The 24,473-nt window shown below is 64.5% G+C and carries 19 protein-coding genes; 10 read left to right on the top strand and 9 right to left on the bottom strand.

The window, feature by feature from the left end; genetic code table 11:
• Positions 1-17: 17 nt before the first annotated feature.
• Positions 18-1,304, bottom strand: coding sequence for a 4-aminobutyrate--2-oxoglutarate transaminase (locus FAZ95_RS34065; RefSeq protein WP_137336786.1), 1,287 nt, complete (start codon positions 1,302-1,304; stop codon positions 18-20).
• Positions 1,305-1,432: 128 nt separating this feature from the next.
• On the opposite strand from FAZ95_RS34065, the gene pdxR reads away from it, so the two are divergent.
• A complete protein-coding gene (gene pdxR / locus FAZ95_RS34060; protein ID WP_137336785.1) occupies positions 1,433-3,022 on the top strand; it encodes a MocR-like pyridoxine biosynthesis transcription factor PdxR in 1,590 nt (529 codons plus the stop codon).
• 52 nt (positions 3,023-3,074) lie between these two features.
• Entirely contained in the window at positions 3,075-4,232 is a 1,158-nt protein-coding gene (locus FAZ95_RS34055) for an ATP-binding protein (protein ID WP_137336784.1), read from the top strand.
• Between the two features lie 34 nt (positions 4,233-4,266).
• On the opposite strand, the gene phnE is transcribed toward FAZ95_RS34055, so the two are convergent.
• From phnE to phnC, 3 genes are read right to left on the bottom strand one after another with little or no spacing between them, the layout of a single operon-like run.
• On the bottom strand, positions 4,267-5,130 hold the full coding sequence (gene phnE / locus FAZ95_RS34050; protein ID WP_137336783.1) for a phosphonate ABC transporter, permease protein PhnE: 864 nt from the start codon (positions 5,128-5,130) through the stop codon (positions 4,267-4,269).
• Positions 5,127-6,104 (bottom strand): phosphonate ABC transporter substrate-binding protein, encoded by a 978-nt coding sequence (gene phnD / locus FAZ95_RS34045; protein ID WP_137336782.1) that lies wholly within the window; start codon positions 6,102-6,104, stop codon positions 5,127-5,129. The genes phnE and phnD overlap by 4 nt, the downstream gene beginning before the upstream one ends.
• A gap of 29 nt (positions 6,105-6,133) precedes the next feature.
• Positions 6,134-6,982, bottom strand: coding sequence for a phosphonate ABC transporter ATP-binding protein (phnC, locus tag FAZ95_RS34040; RefSeq protein ID WP_137336781.1), 849 nt, complete (start codon positions 6,980-6,982; stop codon positions 6,134-6,136).
• A gap of 313 nt (positions 6,983-7,295) precedes the next feature.
• On the opposite strand from phnC, the gene FAZ95_RS34035 reads away from it, so the two are divergent.
• Together FAZ95_RS34035 and FAZ95_RS34030 are read left to right on the top strand one after the other, a co-directional pair.
• Positions 7,296-8,336, top strand: a complete 1,041-nt coding sequence (locus FAZ95_RS34035) for a M14 family zinc carboxypeptidase (protein ID WP_137336780.1) — start codon at positions 7,296-7,298, stop codon at positions 8,334-8,336.
• The gene (locus FAZ95_RS34030; protein ID WP_137336779.1) at positions 8,333-9,112 is read left to right on the top strand and encodes an alpha/beta fold hydrolase; all 780 of its coding nucleotides are present in this window, start codon (positions 8,333-8,335) and stop codon (positions 9,110-9,112) included. The genes FAZ95_RS34035 and FAZ95_RS34030 overlap by 4 nt, the downstream gene beginning before the upstream one ends.
• Before the next feature lie 127 nt (positions 9,113-9,239).
• On the opposite strand, the gene pqqE is transcribed toward FAZ95_RS34030, so the two are convergent.
• The 5 genes from pqqE to pqqA all read right to left on the bottom strand — a co-directional run bounded on the left by pqqE (position 9,240) and on the right by pqqA (position 12,736).
• The gene (pqqE, locus tag FAZ95_RS34025; protein WP_137336778.1) at positions 9,240-10,436 is read right to left on the bottom strand and encodes a pyrroloquinoline quinone biosynthesis protein PqqE; all 1,197 of its coding nucleotides are present in this window, start codon (positions 10,434-10,436) and stop codon (positions 9,240-9,242) included.
• Positions 10,433-10,729 carry a pyrroloquinoline quinone biosynthesis peptide chaperone PqqD gene (gene pqqD / locus FAZ95_RS34020; RefSeq protein ID WP_137336777.1) on the bottom strand — a complete coding sequence of 99 codons (297 nt, stop codon included), beginning with the start codon at positions 10,727-10,729 and terminating at the stop codon, positions 10,433-10,435. Before pqqD ends, pqqE begins: the two co-directional genes overlap by 4 nt.
• Complete coding sequence (gene pqqC / locus FAZ95_RS34015; RefSeq protein WP_137336776.1) at positions 10,726-11,451, bottom strand: pyrroloquinoline-quinone synthase PqqC; 726 nt, start codon at positions 11,449-11,451, stop codon at positions 10,726-10,728. Before pqqC ends, pqqD begins: the two co-directional genes overlap by 4 nt.
• On the bottom strand, positions 11,448-12,368 hold the full coding sequence (gene pqqB, locus FAZ95_RS34010; protein WP_137336775.1) for a pyrroloquinoline quinone biosynthesis protein PqqB: 921 nt from the start codon (positions 12,366-12,368) through the stop codon (positions 11,448-11,450). The genes pqqC and pqqB overlap by 4 nt, the downstream gene beginning before the upstream one ends.
• A 293-nt stretch (positions 12,369-12,661) precedes the next feature.
• Complete coding sequence (pqqA, locus tag FAZ95_RS40755) at positions 12,662-12,736, bottom strand: pyrroloquinoline quinone precursor peptide PqqA (RefSeq protein ID WP_137337737.1); 75 nt, start codon at positions 12,734-12,736, stop codon at positions 12,662-12,664.
• A 368-nt stretch (positions 12,737-13,104) separates the two neighbouring features.
• On the opposite strand from pqqA, the gene FAZ95_RS34000 reads away from it, so the two are divergent.
• From FAZ95_RS34000 to FAZ95_RS33975, 6 genes are all read left to right on the top strand, one after another.
• Positions 13,105-13,641, top strand: coding sequence for a DUF3455 domain-containing protein (locus FAZ95_RS34000; protein WP_137336774.1), 537 nt, complete (start codon positions 13,105-13,107; stop codon positions 13,639-13,641).
• 141 nt (positions 13,642-13,782) lie between these two features.
• Positions 13,783-18,639, top strand: coding sequence for an NAD-glutamate dehydrogenase (locus FAZ95_RS33995; protein ID WP_137336773.1), 4,857 nt, complete (start codon positions 13,783-13,785; stop codon positions 18,637-18,639).
• Positions 18,640-18,924: 285 nt separating this feature from the next.
• Positions 18,925-21,387: a mechanosensitive ion channel family protein gene (locus tag FAZ95_RS33990; RefSeq protein ID WP_367872881.1), complete on the top strand. Its 2,463-nt coding sequence runs from the start codon at positions 18,925-18,927 to the stop codon at positions 21,385-21,387.
• Positions 21,388-21,418: 31 nt separating this feature from the next.
• Positions 21,419-21,838 carry a hypothetical protein gene (locus FAZ95_RS33985; protein ID WP_137336771.1) on the top strand — a complete coding sequence of 140 codons (420 nt, stop codon included), beginning with the start codon at positions 21,419-21,421 and terminating at the stop codon, positions 21,836-21,838.
• A 176-nt stretch (positions 21,839-22,014) separates the two neighbouring features.
• Complete coding sequence (locus FAZ95_RS33980) at positions 22,015-23,274, top strand: IS256 family transposase (RefSeq protein ID WP_137330674.1); 1,260 nt, start codon at positions 22,015-22,017, stop codon at positions 23,272-23,274.
• 39 nt (positions 23,275-23,313) lie between these two features.
• On the top strand, positions 23,314-24,372 hold the full coding sequence (locus FAZ95_RS33975; RefSeq protein ID WP_137336770.1) for a purine-nucleoside phosphorylase: 1,059 nt from the start codon (positions 23,314-23,316) through the stop codon (positions 24,370-24,372).
• Positions 24,373-24,473 lie beyond the last annotated feature (101 nt).

Genomic DNA, 24,473 nt, shown 5'->3' with positions numbered 1-24,473 from the left:
TCATTTAAGCCGCGAATTTAAGCCGCAATCCCCACGCTTTCCTTCAACACCTCTTCGAGCAGGCCGAGCGCTTCGTCGAACACGGCGTCTTGAATGGTGAGAGGAAACAGGAAGCGAACGACGTTGCCATAGACGCCGCACACGAGCAGCAGCAGCCCCCGTTCCAGCGCGCGCGCCTGGACTTTCTTCGTGAATTCGGTATCCGGCTCGCGCGTGCCGGCCTTGAGGAATTCGACGGCGACCATTGCGCCGGGGCCGCGCACGTCGGCGATCTGCGGCACGTCGTGTTGCAGCGACGTGAGCTTGGCTTTGAGCTTGTCGCCGAGCTTCGTCGCGCGCTCGCAGAGCTGTTCTTCGTCGATCACGTCGAGCACCGCGTGCGCCGCCGCGACCGCCATCGGGTTGCCCGCGTAGGTGCCGCCGAGGCCGCCGGGCGCGGCCGCGTCCATGATCTCGGCGCGGCCGACCACGCCCGACAGCGGCATGCCGCCCGCCAGGCTCTTGGCGATCGTCATGAGGTCGGGCGTCACGTCGTAGTGTTGCATCGCGAAGAGCTTGCCCGTGCGAGCGAAGCCGGTCTGCACTTCGTCGGCGATCAAGAGGATGCCGTGCTCGTCGCAGATCTTGCGCAGGCCGCGCACGAACTCCGCGGGCGCGGGATAGAAGCCGCCTTCGCCCTGCACCGGTTCGAAGATGATTGCGGCGACGCGCTTCGGATCGACATCGGCCTTGAAGAGCGTCTCGACGGCGCGCAGCGAATCGGCCGTCGACACGCCGTGCAGCGGGTTCGGGAACGGCGCATGGAACACGTCCGACGGGAACGGGCCGAAGCCGAGCTTGTACGGCGCGACCTTGCCGGTGAGCGCCATGCCCATCAGCGTGCGGCCATGGAAGCCGCCCGAGAACGCGATCAGGCCGGGACGGCCGGTCGCCGCGCGGGCGATCTTGACCGCGTTTTCGACGGCCTCGGCGCCGGTCGTGAAGAACGCGGTCTTCTTCGGATGGTCGCCGGGTGCGCGCGCGTTGATTTTCTCGGCCAGCGTGACGTATGACTCGTACGGCACGATCTGATACGCGGTGTGCGTGAAGCGATCGAGCTGTTCGCGCATCGCCGCAACGATCTTCGGATGACGGTGGCCCGTGTTGACCACGGCGATGCCGGCGGCGAAATCGATAAAGCGGCGGCCCTCGATGTCCCACAGTTCCGCATTTTCCGCGCGCGCGGCGTAGAAGTTGCACATCACGCCGACGCCACGCGGGGTGGCGGCGTCCTTGCGGGCCTGAAGTTCGGAATTGGTGGTCATGCGGGCATCTCCTCGCGTTGGTTTGAGTTCGAGCAGGTGTGCGGCATCAAGCCGCCCGATGTGACGACTATAATCAGGTTTGGCTCCAATTATTAGAGCCATTTTAATGAAAATGTAGGGGCCAATTTATGCGCGCGAGCGTACTGTCGGACTGGCTTGCGCAGCGGATCGAGCGCGGCAACGGACAACCGGTCTACCGGCAGCTGCATCGGCTGCTGCAGCAGGCGATCCTGTCGCGCGAGCTGCCGGCCGGGACGAAGGTGCCGTCGTCGCGGCTGCTCGCCAACGAGCTTGGAATTGCGCGCAATACCGTGACGCAGGTCTATGAGCAATTGGCGCTCGAAGGCTATGTGACGTCGGGGACGGGGCGCGGCACGTTCGTCGCGGATAGCACGCCGGACGAGATCTTGGGCGCGCCTGAGACGGCGGAGCCGGCGCGCGTCGCCGGGGACGCGGCGAAAGCGGCGCGCGCCGGCGGGCATGGCGCGGGGCTCGACGCCTCGGCGCTGCCGTTGCAAACCGCGGTGCGTGCGCTGTCGACGCGCGGCGCGCGTCTCGTCGCGGGCGCGGGCGTCTCGAAGCGCCAATGGGGCGCGTTCATGCCCGGCGTGCCTGATGTGTCGCGCTTTCCCGCGCAAGTGTGGAACCGCATCAGCAGCAAATACTGGCGCCGGCTGCGCCCGGAACTCCTGACCTATGCGCCGGGCGGCGGTCTGGCGCTCCTGCGCCATGTGCTTGCCGACTATCTGCGCACGTCGCGCTCGGTGCGCTGCACGCCCGAGCAGATCATCATCACGACGGGCATTCATCAATCGATCGATCTGGCGGTGCGTCTCTTGTCCGACCCCGGCGACCTCATCTGGACCGAAGACCCGTGCTATTGGGGCGTGCGCAGCGTGCTGCACGTCTCGGGGCTGCGCTCGCGTCCGATCGGCGTCGACGCCGAAGGGATCGCGCCTTCGCCCGACGATCTCGCGAATCCGCCGAAGCTGATGCTCGTCACGCCGTCGCATCAATATCCGCTTGGCATGGTGATGACGCTCGCGCGCCGCCGCATGCTGCTCGAGTACGCGCGCCAACATCAGTGCTGGATCATCGAAGACGACTACGACAGCGAATTCCGCTACGGCAGCCGGCCGCTCGCGTCGCTGCAGGGGCTCGATACGGCGGGGCAGGTGATTTACGTCGGGAGCTTCGGCAAGACGCTGTTTCCAGGTTTGCGCGTGGGGTATCTGGTCGTGCCCGAGGGGCTCGCGGAGAGCTTCGCGACCGCGAGCGCCGAGTTGTACCGGGAAGGGCAGCTATTGCAGCAGGCGGTGCTCGCCGAGTTCATCGCCGAAGGGCATTTCACCTCGCATATCCGCAGGATGCGCACGCTTTACGGACAGCGGCGGCAGAACTTGCTCGATGCGGTCGCGCGGCGCTATGGCGACGCGTTGCCGACGGTCGGCGGCGATGCCGGGCTGCATTTGGTGCTGCAATTGCCCGAGGGCGCGGACGACCGCCACGTGGCTGCCGCCGCGCTGGAGCGCAACATCGTCGTGCGGCCGTTGTCGGGATATTACGCGGAGCCGGCGCGCTCGGCGTCCGGGTTGCTGATCGGCTACGCGTGCGTGCCGGATGAGGAGATCGTGCCGTCGTTCGAGTTGCTGGCGGGGGCGATTGACGAAGCGGAGCTGCGGGAGGGCGTTCCGGGTGAGGGCAGCCAAATTATATGAAATTATTGGAATGCTATAATTATTGAATTCCCATAATTCTGGGTAATTCCCGATGAGCACCCTTTTTCGACGTCAAGCGCTTGCCGCCCAAATGACGCAGCAGTTACTCCGCCCAGGGCCTTTGGATGTGGGATTGCGCTCCGGTTTGTTCCTGTCCGGTCTGCGTCGAATCGGTAAGACGACATTTTTGTTGAACGATCTGATTCCGAGCTTGGCGGACGCCGGTGCCCTGGTCATCTACGTCGACTTGTGGACCGACACGCAGGCCAATCCGGCGACTTTGGTGCAGAACTCGATTAAACAGGCGCTGAAAGAACTCGAGGCGCCTGCATCATCTCTATTGAGCAAGCTGCGGCGCATCAAAGGTCTCGATGTCGGGGCAGCGGGTTTCAAGCTGGGATTCAATCTGGATGCGATCGGTACGGCCCAGGGTGCGACGCTCGAGCAGGTGCTGGTGAAACTGGTGGACGTCGCTCAAACCGACGTGGTTCTCATCATCGATGAAGTTCAGCAGGCGACGACGACGGAGGATGGCCACAAGCTGCTGATTGCGCTCAAGGCGGCCCGCGACGCCGTCAACTTGCGGCCCATCACGCCGGGACACTTCATCCTTATCGGCACCGGGTCGCATCGCGCCAAGGTCAACGAACTGACGGTCCAGCGCGCCCAGGCATTCCAGGGGGCCACCTCGATCGAGTACCCGGTTCTCGACATCGCGTACATCGATTTTTTGCTGAATGCGCTACGCAGTGCCGGAATATCCCGGGTTCCGTCGCGGGACGCCGCATACGCGGGCTTCGTCAAGCTGGGTTCGCGGCCCGAAGAGATGATCAAAGCGTTGCGGCAGGTCGCCGCCTTGCCTGACGGTGCGGATCCCGATCAGTTTTTTCCGGTCATCGCTGCGACGTTGCGGGCATCCGCCGCTGACGTGGAGCTGAACAAGCTCGAACGATTGGGGAGCTTGGCGGCGGCGATCTTCGATCGGGTCGCGAGCGCGAAAACCGAAGTGAAGGGACTCTACTCCGCCGATGCGATCGACGCCTATGCTAAGGCGATCGGCCGTCCTTTGGCGCCCGAGGAAATCCAACCCTTAATCAATGAACTGCTCAATGAGAATCTCATCATGCGAAGCGGGCACGGGCGGTACTCGGTAACGGACCCATTCGTCCAGCAGCTTTGGCTGGAGCACAAAGCACTGCCGCCGTTGTAATCGGCAATCCGCTGCATATGCCGTGGCGGCCCCCTCAAATCACCCTTTCCCGCAACCAGGCCGAAGCCAGATCGAGCAGCGTCACCACCACAATCACCATCAGCATGACCGCCGCTGTCTGCGGATACTCGAACGAGCGGATCGACTCGTACAGCACGACGCCGATGCCGCCCGCGCCGACCATCCCGACCACCATCGCTGAGCGCACGTTCGATTCGAAGCGGTAGAGCGCGTACGAGATCCACAGCGGAAACACCTGCGGCAGTACGCCGTAAATGATCTCGTCGAGCTTGCCCGCGCCCGTCGCGCGCACGCCCTCGGCGGGACGCGGATCGATCGTTTCGACCGCTTCCGCGAAGAGCTTCGCGAGCACGCCGGTCGTGTGCACCCACAGCGCCAGCACGCCCGCGAACGGGCCAAGGCCGACCGCGACGATGAACACCATCGCGAACACCATCTCGTTGATCGCGCGGCACGCGTCCATTGCGCGGCGCATCGGCTGCACGACCCACGCCGGCGCCATGTTCTGCGCCGACAGCAAGCCGCAAGGCACCGCGCAGGCGATCGCGAGCACGGTGCCCCACAGGGCGACATCGAGCGTCACGATCATCTGCTGCACATACACGCGCCAATCGGTGAAATCCGGCGGGAAGAAGCCGCGTGCGAAGTCGCCCATGTTGGACGCGTCGCTGACGAGATCGAGCGGGCGCATGTCCGCGCCTTTCCACGACAGGCCCAGGAGCGCGAACAGCACGATCCAGCCGGCCATCGACATCCAGCTGCGCTTGCCCGCCGCCGCGGCGCCGGCAGGCAGCGCCGCGCGCGGCGCCGACTGCCGAGCGCCGTCCTCGCGGCGCGCGGCGTCGCCGCGCGGGCCGGTAAGGTCGGCAGTTTTCATTGCTTCGCGCCAGCGGACGCCGTGAGCGCGTTCATCTGCTGTTCGAGGGCCGCAAGCTGCGTCTTCTTGTCGGCGTCGGACAGGTGCGTGTCGGACTCGATCTTCTCCCTCTGCTGGAACAGCGCAATTTCGCGGATCGGCACGAGTTGCGCGTCCGACGACGCGTCGAAGCCGCTATAGCCCGTGATGTTCGCCATCACCGCTTTCTCGTGCGGATCGGTCTTGCCGTAGTGCACGAAGAAGTTGCGCAGCTTGTCTTTCGTTGCTTGCGGCAGGTCCTTGCGCCAGACGAGCGGGTCCGACGGAATCTGCGGCGACGTCCACAGCACACGCACTTGCGCGTATTTGTCCGGATGCTGCGTCTTCAGTGTGCCGAGCTCGACGCTGTTGTTCGTCGCGATGTCGATCTTGTCGTTCACGACGGCGAGCAGATTCGCTTCGTGGCTCGACGGCAGCACGGCCTTGAACGACGTGTTCACCGGCGTGTTGTGCTTCGCGAACAGGTAGTACGCCGGCACGAGCGTGCCCGAGGTCGAGTTCGGGTCGCCGAAGCCGAGCGTGACGTCCTTGGTGTTCTTGAACACGTCGTCGAGCGTCTTGAAGCGGCTTTTCACGTTCGTGATCAGCAGCGAGTAGTAGCCCGATTCGCCATTGACGTACTTCACTTTCGCGAATACTTCGCCATTCGAACGATCGACCGCCTGGATCGCCGACGCGTTGCCGAAGTAGCCGATCTGCACTTTGTTGAAGCGCATGCCTTCGATGATGCCGGCGTAGTCGGTCGCGAAGAATGCCTTCACGTGCAAGCCGGTTTGCTTGTTGAGGTCGTCGATGAGCGGCTGCCAGCGTTGCGAGAGCACGGCCGACGAATCGGTCGAGATGATGCCGAAGGTCAAATCCTCGGCGTGAGCGGCGAACGAAGTGAACGAGGCGAGCGCGACGGCGCCCGCGATCAAATGACCAAAGAGTTTCATCGAGGAGCTTCCTGGTGGACGAACAGTTGTTATGAAACGGCGATTCGGAGAGGGGTGCCTTCATGGGTGCCCTCTTGGGTACCTTCGGACGCCGCTTTCGCGTCCGGCACGAGCAATGCTTCGGCGTCGACGCCATACAGCCTGTGCAGCAGTTCGGGCGTGAGCGCGGCCGACGGCCCGTCGTAGACGATCTTGCCGCGCCGCATCGCGATGGCGCGCGGGCAATAGCGCATCGCGATATCGATCTGGTGCAGCGAGACGAGCACGGTCAGCCGATGCTCGCGGTTCAGCGTACGCAGCATGTCCATCACACGCCGTGCCGATTCCGGATCGAGCGAGGCGATGGGTTCGTCGGCGAGGATGATCTTCGCGCGCTGCACGAGCGCCCGCGCGAGCGCTGCGCGCTGTTGCTGGCCGCCGGAGAGATTGCCCGCGCGCTCCTGCGCATGCTCGGCGATGCCGACTTCGGCGAGCGCTTCGAGCGAGCCCTGTTTTTCCGCACGCGAGAACGTGCCGGATAAACGGCGCCAGAACGGCATGCGAGCGAGCGCGCCGATCAGCACGTTGGTCTGCACCGACAGGCGATTGACGAGATTGAACTGCTGGAACACGACGCCGATATCGCGCCGGATGCTGCGCACTTCGCGCGCGATGCGGCCGTTGCGCTGAATCGGCCGGCCGAGAATCTCGATGTGCGACGGCTGCGGATCGGCGGGCGTGAAGCCCGCGATGTGGCGCAGGAGCGTCGATTTGCCGGAGCCGGACGCGCCGATCAGCGCGACCATTTCTCCCGGTTCGATCCGCAGGCCGATTTCGTCGAGCGCCTTGCGGCCGTTTGCGAACGTCTTGCTGATTCGTTCGATGCGGATCGCGTCCATGAATTCCTCGGCGCCTGATGCGCTGCGTTAAGTCATGGGGCATTCTAAGAATCGACTATGACGGTTCGGTGAAGGTATCTCAACGTCTAGACGACTATATGTTATGAAGATTGTCATCCTGACGAGCGGAATGTGACCCCTGGATGTCGTCTCGGCGATGTCACAAAGTCTTGCCGAAGTCCCATAAAAGTGTTGCCGCAATCCCTAAAAGGAAGGTGCGACGAACGGCCGCTGCTACAATAAACTGTCTATATTGTTTAGATTCCACGCGGTGCCGGCGGCACCGGTTTTCCCATCGACTCGGGCTTTCGCGATGACGACCGTGTTGACTCAGGTGCCCGAGACGACCTTCGCCGAATACGAAGACCTGAAGGCGATTCTCGACGCGGGCGCGATGCGTTTTTCGATGCGCGTCGCCTGCGAAACCCAGGCGCAAGGGCGGACCTTTCCGGTCTATGTCGCCTCGATCGGCTCGACCGATCCACAGGCGCCGGCAATCGGCTTTTTCGGCGGCATTCACGGCCTCGAGCGCATCGGCACGCAATTGCTGCTCGACTACATGCGCTCGCTCCTTTACCGGCTCGAATGGGACGAACTGCTGCACAGCCAGTTGCAGTCGGTCCGCCTCGTCTTCATGCCGATCGTGAATCCGGGCGGGATGTGGGCGATGACCCGCGCGAACCCGAACGGCGTCGACCTCATGCGCAACGCGCCGCAGAACGCCGAAGGGCGCGTGCCGTTTCTGGCCGGCGGCCAGCGCATCGGGCCGTGGCTGCCGTGGTATCGCGGCAAGGACGGCGCGCCGATGGAAGTGGAGGCCGCGACGCTGTTGCGCGTGGTCGAAGAGGAATTGATGTCGCGGCCGCTCAGCTTCGCGCTCGATTGCCACTCGGGCTACGGCTTTCGCGACAGCATCTGGTTTCCCTACGCGAAATCGAAAAGACACATGGCCCACCTGCCGGAAATGTTCGCGCTGAAGACCATGTTCGAATGCGCCCACCCGCACCACGGCTACGCGTTCGAGCCGCAAAGCCATCAATATCTCGCGCACGGCGACCTGTGGGATTGCGCGTACGACCGCACGAAGCCGCCCAATATCTTCCTGCCGATGACGCTCGAGCTCGGGTCGTGGCTGTGGATCAAGAAGAACCCCCTCCAGATCTTCAAACGCGAAGGCATGTTCAATCCGATCAAGGCGCATCGCACGGAACGCGTGCTGCGCCGGCACGTGAATCTGTTGGATTTCCTCGCCCGCGCCGCGTTTGCTGCGCCGCGCTGGCTGCCGCAAGGGGCGGCGCGCCATCAGCTGTTGCAGCGCGCCACCGATCACTGGTACCGGGCGCGCGGCGCATGACGACCTGGATTCTTCTGCGCGGCCTGACCCGCGAAGCGCGCCACTGGGCGGCGCTGCCCGACAAGCTCGTCGCGAGCGGCATCGACGGCAAGGTGGTGCTCGCCGATTTGCCGGGCAACGGCATTCACTCGAGCGTGCGAGCGCCGGCCAGCGTGCCGGAGATGGTCGATTTCGTGAAGGCCGACGTCGCCCGCCTCGGCTATACGCCGCCTTACCGCGTGATGGCGATGTCGCTCGGCGCGATGGTCGCGGCGGCGTGGGCGCAGCGCGCGCCGAAGGACATCGAGTGCCTCGCGCTCATCAACACGAGCATGCGGCCTTTTTCCGGGCCGACTGAACGTCTGCGCCCGAGCGCATGGATGGAATTGCTGTGCGCGGCGTGGCGCTGGCGCGACCGGCGCGACGCCGAAGCCGCGATTCACAATCTCACTTGCAACCGGCACGACACGCGCGAGGCGGACTTGGCCGCCTGGACTGAGATCTATCGCAGCGCGCCTGTCAGTCGCGCGAATGCGCTGCGTCAGCTTTGGGCCGCCGCGCGCTTTCAGGCGGCGCCGCATGCGCCGCGTTGCCCGACGCTCGTGCTGTCGTCGCGGGAAGACCAACTGGTCGACCCCGCTTGCTCGCGAAAGCTCGCGACCGCCTGGCAGGCGACGCTCATCGAGCATCCGTGGGCCGGGCACGATCTGCCGCACGACGATCCGGCGTGGGTCAGCGATACCGTCGCCGCGTGGGGCGCGACGTCGTTCGAAAGGCCGCTCAGCGCGCAGCGGTAATGCGCCGAAGCGTGAACTGTTCATTGACCGGCGCAAACCCGTCAAACCCGGCTGGAGCGCCGGGTCCGCCAGGAAATCGTTCGGCAGCGAACATCGCGCGCCCGGGTGGCCCTTGGGCTTGCACGGGTTATTGTCGTGCGGCTTTAGCGGGCGATGCCGCCGTGAGCGTTCGGGAGTTGGCGTCGTTGCGAAACAGGATCGGCTGCTCGCGAGACTCGCCCGCAGTGGCCGCGAAACGGACCGCCTCGACGACTTCCCCATGCCTCGGCGACTTGTCGCAGACGGGGTCCGCGTTGGCCGCGTCACCCGTCAGCCAGTACGCCTGGCAGCGGCATCCGCCGAGGTCGCGCGTTTTCTCGTCGCAACTGCGGCACGGTTCCTTCATCCATTCGAGGCCGCGGTAGCGGTTGAACGCCTCGCTGTCGTACCAGATCTCGCGCACCGACGACGATTTCACGTTCGGGAACGCTAGCCCCGGCAGCCCGCGCGCCGCGTGGCAGGGGAGCGCGACGCCGTCCGGCGCGATGCCAAGGAACACGGCGCCCCAGCCGTTCATGCAGCGTTTCGGGCGGCGCTCGAAGTAGTCGGGCACGACGAAGAAGATCTTGCACGCGTCGCCGATCGTGTTGCGATAGCGTTCGACCACGGCCTCCGCCTCGGCGACCTGCTCGTGCGTCGGCAGCAGATGCGCGCGGTTGGCGTGCGCCCAGCCGTAATACTGCGTGTTCGCCAGCTCGAGGTATTCGGCGCCCATGGCGAGCGCCATGTCGATGATCTTCGCGACGTGCGGGAGGTTGTAGCGGTGGAGCACGCAGTTCATCACCATCGGGAAGCCGTGCTGCTTGATCGATGCGGCGGTGCGTTTCTTGAGATCGAAGGTGCGTGTGCTGCTCAGGAAATCGTTGAGCGCTTGCGTCGAGTCCTGGAACGACAATTGGATGTGGTCGAGCCCGGCCGCTTTCAAATCGCCAAGGCGCGTGTTAGAGAGTCCGACGCCGGACGTGATCAGGTTCGTATAGAAGCCGAGAGCGCGCGCCTCGCCGACGAGCACTTCGAGGTCCTCGCGCAGGAGCGGTTCGCCGCCCGAAAAACCCAGTTGCGCGGCGCCGAGCGCGCGCGCTTGCCTGAGCACGTCGATCCACTCGCCGGTGTCGAGCTCGTGGTGGTGTGCCGTGTAGTCCACCGGGTTGTAGCAGAACACGCAATGCAATGGGCAACGATAAGTCAGTTCCGCAAGCAGCCATAGTGGCGGCGCGATGGCGGGCTTCGAGCCGGTTGCGTGTTCGCTGGCCGTTGCGGTCGACGTGGCGTGGGTGCCTGTCATGCGCGCCGCTCCAGCCATCCATGCGTCAGCGCATCGGCGACGAACGCGCGGACCTCCGCACCGATGCCGGTCGTATCGAACGCGTGTTCGAGATCGGCGATCAGCGTATCGAGATCGCGCGTGCCGTCGCAGCGTTTCAAGATCTCCGCCGCGCTTTGATTCAGCTTCACCATCCCTTCCGGATAGAGCAGCACGTACGCGTCCTGCGCCGGCTCCCATTGCAAGCGGAACCGCGCCTTGATCGCGAGGCGCGTGGTGCCGGCTTCCTGCGGCGGGCGAGCGGCATCGTTCATATCGGAAACGCCTTTTCGATCGCGTCGAGCATCGTCCACAGAATGTCGAGCTTGAACTGCAGGATGTCCAGTGCGCGTTCCTGTTGATCGCGTCGCGTGAAATGATTCAGCGTCACTTCGAGCCCATGTTCGACGTCGCGCTCGGCGAGCGCCACGCGCGAACGGAAATACGCGAGGCCCTCCGCGTCGATCCACGGATAGTGCTCGGGCCAGGTCGCGAGCCGGTCGCGATGAATCTGCGGCGCGAACATCTCGGTCAGCGACGAACACACCGCTTCCTGCCAGGGCGCGCGGCGCGCGAAGTTCACGTACGCATCGACGGCGAAGCGCACGCCGGGCGCGACGCGCTTTAGCGTTCGCAGCTCGTCGCGCGGCAGGCCGACGGCATCGCCCAAGCGCTCCCATGCTGCGATGCCGCCTTCGTCGCCGGCGTGGCCGTCGTGATCGAGGACGCGCTGCACCCAGCGCCGGCGCGTCTCGCGATCAGGACAGTTCGACAGAATCGCTGCGTCTTTGAGAGGGAGATTGATCTGATAGTAATAGCGGTTCGCGACCCACCCGCGAATCTGCTCGCGCGAGCAGCCGCCTGCGGTCATCTTCACGTTGAACGGATGGTGGATGTGATACCCCGCGCCCTTGGCGCGCAACTGCGCTTCGAATTCGTCGCGCGTCCATGGCTTTGCCGTTTCGGATTGTGCGGATTGTGCCGATTGGGCGCTCATAGATCGAACGCCATGCCGTCGTACCCGACTTCGATCCCGTGCTCCGACAGCGTCCGGCGCTCGGGACCGTCATCGACGAGGATCGGGTTCGTGTTGTTGATATGGACCAGCACCTTGCGCACGCCGGCGCGCTCGATCGAATCGAGCACTTCGATCATGCCGCCCGGGCCGCTTTGCGGCAGATGGCCCATCTCGGTCGCGCGCTTTTGCAAAATGCCGAGGCGGATCATCTCGTCGTCGGTCCACATCGTGCCGTCGACGAGCAGCAGGTCCGCGCTTCGCATCGCGTCCAGCACCGGCGGCTCGATGACGCCGATTCCCGGTGCGTAGAACGCGCGCTTGCCCGATGCGCGATTCGTAAAGACGAGGCCGATGTTGTCGCCGAGGCGCGGTGCCGTGCGATGCGGCGAATAGGGCGGCGCCTTGCTGGTGAGCGGCACGGCGTCGATTTGCACGCCGGGCAGCGCGTCGAGCAGGAGCGGACCGCCGTCGAAGATGATCGCGTGACGCTCGAAGCCGCAGTAATCGAACAGCAGCGGGCCGATCGGAAAGCCCGTGCACAGGTCTTCCCAGACGGCGTCGGTCGTATAGAGGGAGAGCGGCGTGGCATGCTCGCGCAGCATCAAAAGACCGGTGACGTGATCGATTTGCGCATCGACCGTCAGGATCGCGGCAATGCCCGTGTCGCGGATGCGGCGAGCCGGTTGCAGTTCGGGATTGGCGGCGATCTGCGCGAGGACGTCGGGTGACGCGTTGACGAGAAGCCAGTCGACGCCGTTCGCACTGACGGCGATCGACGATTGCGTGCGGCGAGCCGCGTTGATCGTGCCGCGCCGGACGCCGTCGCAGTTACGGCAATTGCAGTTCCATTGCGGAAAGCCGCCGCCCGCAGATGAGCCGAGGACCTTGATCTTCATGCAGTACCGCGCAGGATGCGCGCCTCTCAAGGAAATCGCCGGGCCGCCCCAAAATTTCCCGCCCCGAAGGAAGTCCCCTTGGGGGATTGCCCCCGTCGGGGCGCTGACGCAACGCGCCGGGTCTGGGGGCGCTCCGTAAATCGAGTTCAACCATCAGCATGCGCTGAGTAGGTCCACCCTATCCGTGCGGGGCGCAACGCAACCCGGCGCCGCGGTGATTGGCTCGTCGCATGAGGGACGGCCGGCGATCGAGAGCGGGGCGGCGCTTGCCGCCCCTCACAGCTCACGCGCTGCTAACGCGTGGCGACATACATCGTGATTTCGAAACCAAGACGGATGTCGGTGTAGCTAGGCGTCGTCCATTGCATATTCGTTCCTCCCTCTTCGGCACAGACACGGGTTCGCCGCAGCCCCGGCGCCCGGCGCAGGACCCCTTTTGCGCCCGGCAAAATAGCAATCTTCATACCTGTGACCAGCCTGACTCAAGCGAACGCAACGGCTGGTTGCGTGATTCAGTCGGAGTCGGCAGATCCGATATTGCGCTCAATCAGCGGCGCCAGCAAAGGCTTGCCTAGCGATTGCCGCCGCCATTTTCGAGCTTTAGGAAGACTTTCGCGCGCCTCGCCGCACCGACGATGCCGGAAGCGCAAAAAAATCGTGACAGACACCCGAATATTCCTCGCATGATGAGCGTTTTCGATATGTTGGATACGCTCAGTCAACGGGGAGAACGAGCATGAATAAACCTGTCCGCTCGAACGGCCGCGCCGTTCGCCTTTTAGCCGCCGGCGCGAGTTGGATCGCGATGTCGGCATCTTTCACCGCCGGCGCTCAAACGGCCGTGCCGCCGGCCCTCCAGCCCGAGGGCGCGACCGTGGTGGCGTCGCTGGCGGCATCCGGTGTACAGATCTATGTATGCAAGCGCGACGCCGCCAACCAGCTCGCGTGGGTCTTCAAGGCGCCGCAGGCCGATCTGTACGATGCTTCCGGCAAGCTTACGGTCAAGCACGGGGCGGGCCCCTCGTGGGAGTCGGCGGACGGCAGCAAGATCACCGGCAAGGTGCTGCAGCACGCCGCCAATCCCGACGATGCCGGCGCGATTCCGATGCTGCTCCTGCAGGCGACCGACGCGGGCGGCCCCGGGCTGCTGAGCACGGTGCGCTACGTGCAGCGCTTGGCCACGCACGGCGGCGCGGCGCCCGCCGCATCTTGCACGCAAGAGGGGCAGGAAGGGCGCAGCCCTTACACCGCTCAGTACGTGTTCCTTCAGTAACGAATCCAGCCACATTGGCGGACGCACGATCTTTGTGCGTCCGCACATCGATCTGCCTCATCAAAGTGCCTCGCGACAGGCGCATAATGCCGTTCGAAGAGCAGGCCAGATAGTCACCGTAAACGCTAGGCGGAGGACGTCATGGAAGCGAAGAACGAAGATGCTGTCGCGCACCTGATCAACGATGTCGTGGATTACGCGCGGGGACGATTGCCGGAACCCGTCTTCACCGCGGTAGAACCCTTCCTGCTGCATTACTACGAACAGGCCGATGCGGACGACGTGCAGAGCCGCAGCATCGCCGACCTCTATGGCGCCGCGATGGCGCACTGGCAGACGGCGCAGAAGTTCGTCTCGGGCAGCGAGCAACTGCGCGTCTACAACCCGGTGCTCGATCAGCACGGCTGGTATTCCGACCACACGGTCATTGAAATCGTCAACGACGACATGCCGTTCCTCGTCGACTCGGTGACGATGGAGGTGAACCGCTGCGGGCTCGCGCTGCATTCCGGGTTGCACCCGGTGTTCCGGGTCTGGCGCGGCGCGAACGGCGCCATCGAACGCGTCGCGCTCGGCGGCGCAGCGGCGGCGGGTGCCGCCGATGCGGCGCCTTCCCGGCTCGAATCGTTCATCCACTTCGAGATCGACCGCTGCGGTGACGCAGCGAAACTCGCGGAGCTTCGCGCGAATCTCGCGCGCATCCTGGGCGACGTGCGCGCCGCGGTCGAGGATTGGCCGAAGATCACCGAGGTCGCGAAGAGCACGATCAAGGACATGCTCGCGCGCGAGACGTCCGCCGAAGGCGTCGAGGCGCGCGCCTTCCTCGAATGGATGGTCGCCGACCATTTCACTTTTCTAGGCCAGCGCGATTACGAACTCGTCACCCACGACGGCGGCTTCGCGCTGCGTGGTATACCCGGTACCGGATCCGGCATTCTGCGTGAGGCATTGCGCACCGCGGACACGCCCGATCTCACGCCGCTGCCGGCGGCGGCAGCCGACATCATCAGCGGGCCGACGCCGATTTTCCTGACGAAAGCCAACTCGCGCGCCACCGTGCACAGGCCGGGATATCTCGACTATGCGGGTGTGAAGTTCGTCGGCGAAGACGGCAAGCTGCGCGAGCGGCGCTTCATCGGCCTCTATACGTCGACCGCGTATACCGGTTCCGCTTACGAGATTCCGATCGTGCGCCGCAAATGCGCGAACATCGTGAGGCGCGCCGGGTTTCTCGCGAAGGGGCACTTGTACAAGTCGCTCGTGACGGTGCTCGAGCAGTATCCGCGCGACGAGATGTTCCAGACGAGCGAAGACGAACTCCACGACATCGCGCTCGGCGTGCTGCGCCTGCAAGAGCATCAGCGCACGCGGCTCTTCGTGCGGCGCGACCGCTTCGACCGCTTCGTGTCGTGCCTCGTCTTCGTGCCGCGCGAAAAGTACAACACCGATTTGCGCCGCCGCATCGCGAAGCTGCTGACGGGCGCTTTCAACGGCACGGCCGTCGAATTCACGCCTTTGCTGTCGGAGTCGCCGCTTGCGCGCATCCATATCGTCGTGCGCACGCAGCCCGGCGCGCTGCCCGAAGTCGATACGCGCGAACTCGAAGCGCGCCTCGTGCAAGCGACGCGCCGCTGGCAGGACGACCTCGCCGACGCGCTGCTCGACAGCTTCGGCGAAGAGGAGGGCAACCGCCTGCTGCAACACTACGGCGATTCGTTCCCGGCCGGCTATCGCGAGGACTACGCGGCGCGCACGGCGGTGCGCGATATCGAGCTGATCGAACAGGTGCAGAACGGCAAGCCGCTCGCGATGAATCTGTATCGGCCGATCGAGGCGGCGCCGCGCGCGTTTCGCTTCAAGGTCTTCCGCACCGAACAGGCGATCGCGTTGTCGCGCAGTCTGCCGATGCTCGAGCATCTCGGCGTGCGCGTCGATGAAGAACGGCCGTACCTGATCGAGCCGGAAGGCTCGAAGCCGGCCTGGGTGCACGATTTCGGCCTGGAGCTGGCCGACGACGTCGAGTTCGATATCGAACGCGTGAAGACGCTGTTCGAGGATGCGTTCGAGCGTGTCTGGTCCGGTGAGATCGAAAGCGACGATTTCAACCGCCTCGTGCTGCGCGCCCAGCTCGGCTCGCGCGAAGTGACGATATTGCGCGCCTACGCGAAGTATTTGCGCCAAGTGGGCTCCACGTTCAGCGATGCTTATATCGAACGCGCGGTGACCGGCAACCCGGCGCTCGCGCGCCAGCTCGTCGAATTGTTCATCGCACGCTTCGACCCGGCGCTCGGCGACACGCGCGGCGCTTACACCGAGCAGCTGACGAAGAATCTCGAGGCCGCGCTGGACCAAGTGCCGAATCTCGATGAGGACCGCATCCTGCGGCAGTTCCTCGGCGTGATCAACGCGACGGTCCGCACCAACTACTTCCGCCGCGCGGTCGACGGCAAGCCGCTGCCGTATCTGTCGTTCAAGCTCAATCCGGCGAAGGTGCCGGGGCTGCCCGAGCCGAAGCCGATGTTCGAGATCTGGGTGTACTCGCCGCGTGTCGAAGGCGTGCACTTGCGCGGCGGACGTGTCGCGCGCGGCGGCCTGCGCTGGTCGGATCGCCGCGAGGACTTCCGCACCGAAGTGCTTGGGCTGATGAAGGCGCAAATGGTGAAGAACACCGTGATCGTGCCGGTCGGATCGAAGGGCGGCTTCGTCGTGAAGAACCCGCCGCCGGCCGGCGATCGCGAAGCGTTCATGCGCGAAGGCGTCAGTTGCTACCAGACCTTCCTGTGCGGCCTGCTCGACGTCACGGACAATCGCGTCGCCGGCGCGATCGTGCCGCCGCCGAACGTCGTTCGCGCCGATTCCGACGACCCCTATCTCGTCGTCGCCGCCGACAAGGGCACGGCCACGTTCTCCGACTACGCGAACGCGATCTCGCACGAATACGGCTTCTGGCTCGACGATGCGTTCGCGTCGGGCGGCTCGGTCGGCTACGACCACAAGAAGATGGCGATCACCGCGCGCGGCGCGTGGGAATCGGTGAAGCGCCATTTCCGCGAAATGGGCGTCGATACGCAGGCGACCGATTTCACGGTGGTCGGTGTCGGCGACATGTCGGGCGACGTGTTCGGCAACGGCATGCTGCTGTCGCCGCATATCCGGCTCGTGGCGGCGTTCGACCACCGGCATGTGTTCCTCGATCCGAATCCGGACCCGGCGGTGAGCTTGAAAGAGCGTCAGCGCCTCTTCGCGCTCGAACGATCGAGCTGGGCCGATTACGATACGTCGACGATCTCGGCGGGCGGCGGCGTGTATCCGCGCACGGCGAAGACCATTCCCGTGTCGCCCGCGATGCAGGCGGTGCTCGGCATCCATGCCGCAACACTTGCGCCTGTCGACCTGATTCGCGCGATTCTGCTCGCGCCGGTCGATCTGCTCTACAACGGCGGCATCGGCACCTACGTGAAATCGAGCCGCGAGACGCATCTGCAAGTGGGCGACCGCGCGAACGACGCGGTGCGCGTGAACGGTGCGGAGCTGCGCGTGAAGGTGGTCGCCGAGGGCGGCAATCTCGGGCTCACGCAGCTCGGGCGCATCGAGTTCGCACAGAAGGGCGGCCGCATCAATACCGATGCGATCGACAATTCCGCGGGCGTCGATTGCTCGGATCACGAGGTCAACATCAAGATTCTGCTCGGCCTCGTGATGGCCGACGGCGAGATGACCGAGAAGCAGCGCAACAAGCAGCTCGCCGACATGACCGACGAAGTGGGCCTGCTCGTGCTGCGCGACAACTACTATCAAACGCAGGCGCTGTCGATCGCGGGGCGCTACGTCGCCGAGTTGCTCGAGCCCGAGGCGCGGCTGATGCGCTACCTCGAACGCCTGGGGCGGCTGAATCGCGTGATCGAATTCCTGCCGACCGACGATGAGGTCACCGAGCGGATCGCCGCGAAACAGGGGCTCACGTCGCCCGAGCGCGCCGTGCTGCTCGCCTACAGCAAGATGTGGCTCTACGACGAATTGCTCGAATCCGACGTGCCGGAAGACCCGCTTGTCGCCGGCATGCTGGTCGACTATTTCCCGACCCCGCTGCAAACGCGTTTTGCCGAACCGATGCAGCGGCATCCGCTCAAGCGTGAAATCCTCGCGACGCATTTGACCAACGCGCTCGTGAATCGCGTGGGCTGCGAGTTCATTCATCGCTTGCAGGAGGAGACGGACGCAACGCCCGGCGATATCGTGCGGGCGTGCATCGTCGCGCGCGACGTGTTCGATCTCGACGACGTCTGGCGCCGCATCGATGCGCTCGATAACCGCGTCGCCGACGACGTGCAGGCGCGCATGTTCGTCGAAGTGGCGCGGCTCGTCGAGCGTGCGGCGCTGTGGTTCCTGCGGCACTTGCAGACGAGCGTCGAGCGTACCGACAGCGACGGCGTCGCCGCGCTCATCGCGCGCTGCCGCGATGCGGCGCAACGGCTCGCGCCGCAATTGCCGGAGCTGTTGCCCCCGGAGGACCTCGAAGCCTTGCAGGAACGGCAGCGCGCGCTCGTGGAGGCGGGCGTCGATGGCGAGCTCGCGATGCGCGTGGTGAGCCGCGAGATTTCGGCTGCGGTGCTCGATATCGCCGATGTCGCGGCGGCGAGCGGGCGACCGCTCGAACTCGTCGCAGGCGTGTATTTTTCGCTCGCGACGCAGCTCAACTACGGGTTCATTTCCGAGCGGGCGAGCGCGCTGCCCACGCACACGCATTGGGACCTGCTCGCGCGTGCGGCTGCGCTGGCGGAGTTCGCTCGCTTGAGGCGCGTCGTGGCGATCAGCGCGCTCGGCGAGGCGCGCGAGCTGAACACCGCAGAAGCGATCGCGAACGCGTGGCGCGACAAGCGGACGGCGGCCCTCGAACGCCACGCGCGCTTGATTGCGGAGCAGCGGGCCACGGGCGGCGCGAGCCTGTCGATGCTGCTCGTGCTCGTGCGGGAAATGGCCGTGCTGGAACGGGCTTGAGGGCGGTTCTCGACACGATTCCGGCGAATTGCCGATAATAGCGGCTCTCGCAGAACCGCTCTTTGGGGGACTGGCGTGCCCGGCGTGGCCCGGGCGCGCATGACGCCGCCGGCGGTCGAGGTCTCGCACCGCCGCGACACGTTTCGAACCGTGGCACGCGCATTGCTCAGCGCAGGAGCATGCGGGCCGCAGCCTCCGCCGCATCTCAGTGAATCCGTTGCGTGCTTCTCTTTCCGTTCTATGCGCAAAACACTTCTCGTTTTTCTATTCTTGTCGATAGCGACGTTGGGTGTCGCTTCTCCATCCGGTGCCGCGACGCCCGCGGCCGCTCCCGCCTCGAATCCCTCCCCCGTCGCGCTGACGCCCGATGAGGCGCGCCGCGCGCTCGAAGTGCTCAACGACCCCGCGCGCCGCGTGCAGATCGAGGACACGCTGCGCGCGATCGCCGCGGCGGGCGCGCTCAGCGCACCGCCGGCCTCGGCGGCGGTTCCCGCATCGGCGGCGGCCTCGGCGCCGAGTGCCGCGAGCGCCGCGTCGGGCACCTTGACGTCCGCGTTCAAGGCGAATGGGCTCGCATCGCAGCTATCGCGTCAGGTGGCGGGCGGGCTGCACGTTGTCAGCGGCGCGCTCGGGCGCTCGACCGCCGCCTTGCTCGATACGCAATCGGTGCGCGCGTGGTGGCGCGATGAAATGGCGAGTCCGCAGGGCGTTGCGTTGCTGTGGCATCTCGCGTGGGTCGTGCTCGGCACGCTGATCCCGGCGGGCTTGCTTGCGGCGCTGACGCACTATGTGTTCAAGAAGCGTGTGCGGGCGCTGGTGGGGCGCAAGATCGAAATCGAGGAAGAGGCGATGCGTGCGGCGCGGCGGCATGCGGCTGCAACTGAAGCGGAAGCCAAACCGCCTGCGTCCGCAGCGGACGTTGCGGCATCCGCTGCCGCAGCGCGTGCAACGGACACCGCCGCGGCACGCATCGCACGTAATGCGGAGAAGGCGGGGCACCATTGGACCGTGCTGCAACGCTTGCCGATCGCGCTCTTGCGCATCGTGCTCAAGGCCGTGCCGCTCTTGGTGTTCATCGTCGCCGCGATTGCGCTGATGTCCGCGCTCACCGACGAAGGCAGTCCCGGCGAGCGCGTGCTCGACTCGCTGATCCAGATCTTCGCGATTTGCCGCGCGATCGCGCTTGCGGGCGAGTTCTTCTTCGCGCCGCAAACACCGAGGCTGCGTCTATTGAGGCTATCGGACACGTGGGCGCAATTCGCGCAGCGCTGGGTCATCCGGCTCGTCGCTGTGCTCGGCGTGGGCGCGGGCATCGCCGCGGTGCCGCTGCCGCTTGGTCTCGCACCCGAGGCGCACTTGGCGATCGTGAAGGTCGTCACGCTGATCGGCCACGTGATGATCTCGATCCTGATCCTGCAATGCCGCCGTCCGGTTGCGCGCTGGATTCGCAAATCCATGAACAAGGATCACTCGCTTCTCATCGTCGGCAATTGGCTCGCCGACGTATGGGCAGGCCTCGCGGTGTTCTTCGTGATGGCGCTGTGGTTCGTCTGGGCGCTCGACGTGCACAACGGCTATCGCGTGCTGTTGCATCGCGGCGGGCTGTCGGTGCTCGTGCTGATCGGCGCGCGCCTGGTCGCGATGGTGACGTTCGGCGTGCTCGGCCGCATTTTCAAGCTCAAAGAGGGAGAGACGGGTTCGATCGCGTTTCAGCACGCATATCGCTACTACCCGCTGCTGCGCCGTATCGCGTCGGCGATCATCTTGCTCATAATGGCCAACCTCCTGCTTTCCGCGTGGGGCATCCACGTGTGGCATACGCTGGCGAGCGGCAGCATCGGCTCGCGGCTCGCGTCGGCGTTCACGACGATCGCGGTCGCGGCGATCATCGCGCTCGTCGTGTGGGAGTCGATCAACATCGCGCTCGAACGCCGGCTCGACGTCTGGACCGCCGATGGCGATATCGTGCGCGCGGCACGGCTGCGCACGCTGGTGCCGATGCTGCGCGCGGTCGTCTTCATCGTGATCGCGCTGGTGGTGGTGCTGACGGGCTTGAGCGAGCTCGGCGTGAACACGGCGCCGTTGCTTGCGGGCGCAAGCATTTTCGGCGTCGCGCTCGGCTTCGGTTCGCAAAAGCTCGTGCAGGACTTCATCACGGGGATCTTCCTGCTGATGGAGAACGCGTTGCAGGTGGGCGACTGGGTGACGCTCGCGGGCGTCTCGGGCACGGTCGAGTACTTGTCGATCCGCACCGTGCGCCTGCGCGGCAGCGACGGCTCGCTCTATACCGTTCCGTTCAGCTCGGTGTCGACTGTCAACAACACGAATCGCGGCATCGGCAATGCGGCGGTTTCGGTGAGCATCGTCTACGGCCAGGACATCGATCTCGCTGTCGCGACGCTCAAGGAGATCGGCGACGCCCTGCGTGAAGACGAGCGCTTCAAGGACGGCATCTTGTCCGACTTCGCGTATTGGGGCGTCGATAAGGTCGATGGCGCGTTGGTGACGATGAGCGGCCAGGTGCAATGCCGCGATACGAAGCGCTGGGCGGTGCAGCGCGAATTCAATTTGCAGATTGCGCAGCGGTTTAAGGAGAAGGGGATTGAGATCGCGAATCCGCAGCGGAATGTGCTCGTGGGGGAAGGGGTGATTGAGAGACCGGAGGCAGTTGATCCGCAAGCAGCTAAGGCGCGAGGTGAACAGTCGGCTTCGAGCACGCAAACGCAGGGACGCGTGCGCAATGCGTAGTTCGTTTTGAGGGGTTAATTTGAGATTTGTCTTGCCGAACTTGAACCGATATGTTCGTGCCGTTAGCCTGCTCTGTGTCATTGCAGTTGGCCATGCGGAAGCCACGACGCTGACTGGAATCTTTTCCGGCCAGGGCCGCCCTTGCTGGGGTCGGCTCAGGCTGACAAGCAAGACGATCGAATGGACGACGCCATATAGCGCCTGCAAGGCGACGGCTTACGACGTCGTGGAGCAAGACCTGAAATCCAAGGCACCCATTGCTTCCTATCGACTCAAGCAGCGGAATTCCGCATGCAGATTCCCTTATATTTCCGTGAAGTTTGATCCGGCGTATCCCGACTATTGGCAACTGGTCGGATATGCGAGCAAGAAGGCTTTCGAGCAAAGGAAAGAGGATGGGCCGGAGCAGCAGGACCAGCGGCTAGAATGCAGTGCCCGGAAGCTTGAATGACACCCTTGTGCCTCAAGAGGTAATCAAGGCGTAGGCCATCAACGGATTGTTTTTGCATGAGCGGGCATGAGAGTGCCCGTCAACCTGTCGCCAATAAGAAAAGGAAACGCCCATGCTGACGAGCCTATCCGATTTCCTGTGTGTGAGGCATAAACTGACGGCAAAGGAGCCGCTTTATGCCACGCAAACGAAAAGAAGAAACGACGGTGGAACCGGGCAAGGGGTTGAACCTGGACCCGGAGCTGATCAAACAACTGGTGCCCGGGACACTGGACCGGGCGACCATTAACGAGCAACTGGCTGCGCTCAAGAAGGCGATCTTCGAACGCGCGCTAGGCGGTGAGCTGACGCACCACCTAGGCTACGAGAAGGGCCAAGCCAAGCCGGAAGGCGGCACGAACCACCGCAACGGCACCAGCCGCAAGCGCATCACGACCGACGACGACACGTTCGACGTCGAGATTCCGCGCGATCGCGAAGGCACGTTCGACCCGGTGCTGATCGCCAAGGGCGAGCGGCGCTTCACCGGTTTCGACGACAAGATCATCGCGATGTACGCACGCGGCATGAGCGTGCGAGAGATTCAGGGTTTCCTGTTGGAGATGTACGGCATCGAGGTGTCGCCGGACTTTATCAGCACGGTGACCGACGCGGTGCTCAACGAAGTGCGCGACTGGCAGCAGCGGCCGCTGGAGGCCATGTATCCGGTGGTGTTCTTCGATGCCCTGCGCGTGAAGATCCGTGACGAAGGCGTGGTACGCAACAAGGCGATCTATCTGGCGCTGGGCGTGCGCCGCGACGGCACACGCGACGTGCTGGGCCTATGGATCGAGCAGACCGAGGGCGCCAAGTTCTGGCTACGAGTGGTCAACGACCTGAAACTGCGCGGTGTGCAGGACATTCTGATTGCCGTGGTCGATGGCCTGAAGGGCTTTCCGGAAGCGATCAACACGGTGTTTCCGGAAACGACGGTCCAGACCTGTATCGTCCATCTGATTCGCAACTCGCTGGACTTCGTGAGTTGGAAGGATCGCAAAGCGGCTGCGGCAGCGCTCAAGGAGGTCTACCGGGCGCCAACGGCCGAGGCGGCTGCCGCGGCCCTGGACGCGTTCGACGCCGGCCCGTGGGGCGCCAAATACCCGCCGATCGCAGCGCTCTGGCGGCGGGCCTGGGAACAGGTGATTCCGTTCTTCGCGTTCGCGCCCGAGATTAGAAAAATCGTCTATACGACAAATGCGATCGAGTCGCTGCACATGCAATTGCGCAAGATCATCAAGGCGCGCGGCCACTTCCCATCGGACGAGGCCGCGCTCAAGCTGATCTGGCTAGCGCTGCGCAACGTCGTTGCCAAATGGAGCGGCTCTCGGCACGATTGGAAAAGCGCGATGACACAGTTCGCGCTGCTTTACCCCGAGCGATTCAATATCGGAATCTGAGTCTTAACCCGCCTCACACACAGAAATCCGGATACCTCCATGCTGACTCGCTCCCTCGTCTCGTTCGCCGCGCTAACGCTCGCTGCCTGTGCTACCACTGCGAAAGCTCCGCAAGACAATGGCAGCTTTGCCGACGCGGTGCCTTCCGGCCGCCCCGTCAAAGTCATGATCATCTCGATGTTCGAGCCCGAAGGGCAGGTGTGGCTGAATCATCTGGGCCCTTGGGAGTCGATCCCGGTCGCGGGCCTGTCTCCCGACTATCCCAACGTTCACTGCAATCAGAGCGACATCTGCGTCATGACGACGGGCATTGGCCACGCGAACGCGGCAGCGTCGACGATGGCCATGACGTTCTCGCAGCGCTTCGACTTGCGCAAGACGTATTTCCTCATCGCGGGCATTGCCGGCATCGATCCTGCGCAGGGCACGCTCGGTTCGGCCGCATGGGCGAAGTACCTCGTGGACTTCGGCATTCAATGGGAGCTCGACGGCCGCGAAATTCCGCGCGGCTGGAAGACCGGCTACCTCGGCATCAATACCAAGAACCCGAACGAAAAGCCGCCGCTCGACTATCGCAGCGAGGTGTTCCCGCTCAACCCGCAGCTCGCCGATACGGCTTTTGCGCTATCGCATGGCGTCGCGCTCTCGGACAGCAAGGAAGCGCAGCTTGCGCGCGCCAAGTATCGCTATGCGCCCGCGAATCAGCCGCCTTCGGTGATTCAGTGCGACACGCTCGCGAGCGACAACTGGTGGTCGGGCACGTTGCTCGGCCAGCGCGCCCGCGATTGGACCAAGATCCTCACGGACGGCAAGGGCGTGTATTGCACGACGCAGCAGGAAGACAACGCAACGTATGAAGCGCTCACGCGCGCAGCGAACGCCAACCGTGTCGATTTACATCGCGTTGCCGTGCTGCGCGCGGGTTCGGACTTCGATCGTCCTTATGCGGGACAAACCAGCGCGGACAATCTGCTCAACTACGCCGACCAAGGCGGCTTTACGCCGGCGGTCGAGAACCTGTACCGCGCGGGCAATCCGGTCGTGCAGGATATCGCGACGCATTGGGGCGACTGGCGCGACGGGGTGCCGCAACGCTAAGCATTCGCTTGCCTCGCGCGCGAGCGTCAATGTTGTGTCGGCCGGTACGGCGTCCACACGGGCGTGTCGGTGTTCCAGTGATCGAGTTCAGAGGGCAGTGC

Origin of the sequence: Trinickia violacea (assembly GCF_005280735.1) — a bacterium.
In the GTDB taxonomy this organism is placed as follows: Bacteria; Pseudomonadota; Gammaproteobacteria; order Burkholderiales; family Burkholderiaceae; genus Trinickia_A; species Trinickia_A violacea.
This window is presented reverse-complemented; position numbering and strand designations above follow the sequence as displayed.

Coding starts and splice junctions, on each gene's coding strand:
- pqqE (WP_137336778.1), bottom strand. CDS start 10,436: ATGACAGGCACCCACGCCACGTCGACCGCAACGGCCAGCGAACACGCA.
- phnC (WP_137336781.1), bottom strand. CDS start 6,982: ATGGACGCGATCCGCATCGAACGAATCAGCAAGACGTTCGCAAACGGC.
- phnE (WP_137336783.1), bottom strand. CDS start 5,130: ATGAAAACTGCCGACCTTACCGGCCCGCGCGGCGACGCCGCGCGCCGC.
- FAZ95_RS34035 (WP_137336780.1), top strand. CDS start 7,296: ATGACGACCGTGTTGACTCAGGTGCCCGAGACGACCTTCGCCGAATAC.
- pqqC (WP_137336776.1), bottom strand. CDS start 11,451: ATGAGCGCCCAATCGGCACAATCCGCACAATCCGAAACGGCAAAGCCA.
- FAZ95_RS34030 (WP_137336779.1), top strand. CDS start 8,333: ATGACGACCTGGATTCTTCTGCGCGGCCTGACCCGCGAAGCGCGCCAC.
- FAZ95_RS33975 (WP_137336770.1), top strand. CDS start 23,314: ATGCTGACTCGCTCCCTCGTCTCGTTCGCCGCGCTAACGCTCGCTGCC.
- FAZ95_RS33980 (WP_137330674.1), top strand. CDS start 22,015: ATGCCACGCAAACGAAAAGAAGAAACGACGGTGGAACCGGGCAAGGGG.
- FAZ95_RS33995 (WP_137336773.1), top strand. CDS start 13,783: ATGGAAGCGAAGAACGAAGATGCTGTCGCGCACCTGATCAACGATGTC.
- pqqD (WP_137336777.1), bottom strand. CDS start 10,729: ATGAACGATGCCGCTCGCCCGCCGCAGGAAGCCGGCACCACGCGCCTC.
- pqqB (WP_137336775.1), bottom strand. CDS start 12,368: ATGAAGATCAAGGTCCTCGGCTCATCTGCGGGCGGCGGCTTTCCGCAA.
- phnD (WP_137336782.1), bottom strand. CDS start 6,104: ATGAAACTCTTTGGTCATTTGATCGCGGGCGCCGTCGCGCTCGCCTCG.
- FAZ95_RS34000 (WP_137336774.1), top strand. CDS start 13,105: ATGAATAAACCTGTCCGCTCGAACGGCCGCGCCGTTCGCCTTTTAGCC.
- FAZ95_RS34065 (WP_137336786.1), bottom strand. CDS start 1,304: ATGACCACCAATTCCGAACTTCAGGCCCGCAAGGACGCCGCCACCCCG.
- FAZ95_RS34055 (WP_137336784.1), top strand. CDS start 3,075: ATGAGCACCCTTTTTCGACGTCAAGCGCTTGCCGCCCAAATGACGCAG.
- pdxR (WP_137336785.1), top strand. CDS start 1,433: ATGCGCGCGAGCGTACTGTCGGACTGGCTTGCGCAGCGGATCGAGCGC.